Below are 1,133 nucleotides of genomic sequence, written 5' to 3'. Positions count from 1 at the left end.
CGCGAGCGCCGCCTCCAGCCCGCGCAGGTTCGGCACCAGCGCCGACAGCACCGCCCCGGCGCGGCCCGCCGCGTTCGCCACGCCGGCCAGCACCTGCGCGCCGTCGGCCATCTGCGGCACCCATTTCGGCGAGACGAACGAGGCGGCCTCGATATGCGTGGCTCCCGCGTCGAGCAGGCGCTCGATCAGGCCGACCTTGGTTGCGGTCGCAACGAACGCCGCCTCGTTCTGCAGGCCGTCGCGCGGGCCGACCTCGACGATCGTCACGCGTGACGGGAGCGGCACGCCGCTTGCGTCGGGCACGCGGCGTGCGTCTGGAGCGATGGCGTCGCGCGATGGGAGCGGGTCGGGCTGCATGGTGTCGTCCTCCGGTTCATGTCGTTGGTATGTCGGTTGCACGGAAGCGTCACGTTCCGCCGCCCGACTATCGACCGGCGCGGCCCGCGCGGCAAGAGACGGTTCGCGGCGACAGCCGCCGCGCTGTCACGGTGACAGCGGCGCGATGCCGCTGCGACAGCGGCGGCGGCGTAGCGAAATGCGTTCCCGCTCCCGGGCCGCCCCGAGCCTGACGATTGCCTTGCGCCACCGCCCATGCTCAGGCCCATGCGCGCCCATCCGGACGCGCGCTCCGGCTTCGCCCGCGCGCCGCCCGCTGCGCGCGGAACCAAACGGGTTCGGATGCAATCATGTTAACGTCCTGCCACCGCCTTCCAGACGGGCCGCCGTGCCCCTTCCCTACCCTATGCGACAGATCTTGATCGGCTGGCTGCTCGCCATCGTCGTCTCGGCGGCCCATGCGGCCGCCCCTGCCCCCGCCGCCGCGTCCGCCGCCTCGGACGCCGTGCCGCCCCTCACGCCGCAGCAGGCCCAGCAGGCGCTCTCGGTGCTCGAGAACGCGCACCAGCGCGCGCAGTTCGAAGCGACGCTGCGCGCGATCGCGGCGGCCCGCGCGCTGAGCACGCCCTTGAGCGGAACAGCGTCGGGTAGGGGAAGAGTGTTGGTGGCAGGTTAGATGTCGGTGTGTGGCTTTTTCTTATAACAAAGATAGAGCTTTAATTACTTGGACACTCGGTTTCTACTGCCAGATCGTATATAAGTATCGTGCGCTCGTACACGATTGTTGATGCTGCTAT

Annotated in this window: 2 pseudogenes; one reads left to right on the top strand and one right to left on the bottom strand. The window is 69.6% G+C overall.

Annotated elements, in window-relative coordinates:
• Positions 1–285 (bottom strand): annotated as a pseudogene (locus G3N92_RS34360) (hydroxymethylglutaryl-CoA lyase); the annotation flags it as partial.
• A 457-nt stretch (positions 286–742) separates the two neighbouring features.
• Between G3N92_RS34360 and G3N92_RS34355 the strand changes: the two are divergent.
• Positions 743–958 (top strand): annotated as a pseudogene (locus G3N92_RS34355) (hypothetical protein); the annotation flags it as partial.
• Positions 959–1,133 lie beyond the last annotated feature (175 nt).

It is taken from the genome of Burkholderia sp. Ac-20379 (genome assembly GCF_017104645.1).
GTDB lineage: Bacteria > Pseudomonadota > Gammaproteobacteria > Burkholderiales > Burkholderiaceae > Burkholderia.
The sequence above is the reverse complement of the archived record's forward strand: the minus strand, read 5'-3'. Positions and strand labels throughout refer to the sequence as shown.